Source organism: Burkholderia sp. Bp9140, assembly GCF_003853425.1.
Classification (GTDB): Bacteria; Pseudomonadota; Gammaproteobacteria; order Burkholderiales; family Burkholderiaceae; genus Burkholderia.
This window is the reverse complement of the sequence record NZ_QTPQ01000140.1, coordinates 1-289: the sequence shown is the minus strand read 5'-3', so window position 1 is coordinate 289 and position 289 is coordinate 1. Positions and strand designations below refer to the sequence as shown.

Sequence of the window (289 nt, the reverse complement as noted above, 5' to 3'; positions counted from 1 at the left end):
ACTGGGGTGAAGTCGTAACAAGGTAGCCGTATCGGAAGGTGCGGCTGGATCACCTCCTTTCCAGAGCTTCTCGCAAAGTTGAGCGCTCACGCTTATCGGCTGTTGATAAAGACAGAAAGACTGTCTGTTAGCGGTTTAATCGGTTATAATGCCGGCCGCTTTCGATAATTCTCAATGACAAACATTCGAATGAAGTTTGGTTCGAGTTTTTCTCATTGGCGATTGAGCCAGTCAGAGTGATACGTAGTATGTATCGGCTGTCGTTCTTTAACAATCTGGAAGAAGTAAG

The 289-nt window shown here is 45.7% G+C and carries 1 rRNA gene; it reads left to right on the top strand.

The features are described from left to right. Window positions 1-60, top strand: a 16S ribosomal RNA gene (locus DIE21_RS36995); the annotation flags it as partial. Window positions 61-289: the final 229 nt, after the last annotated feature.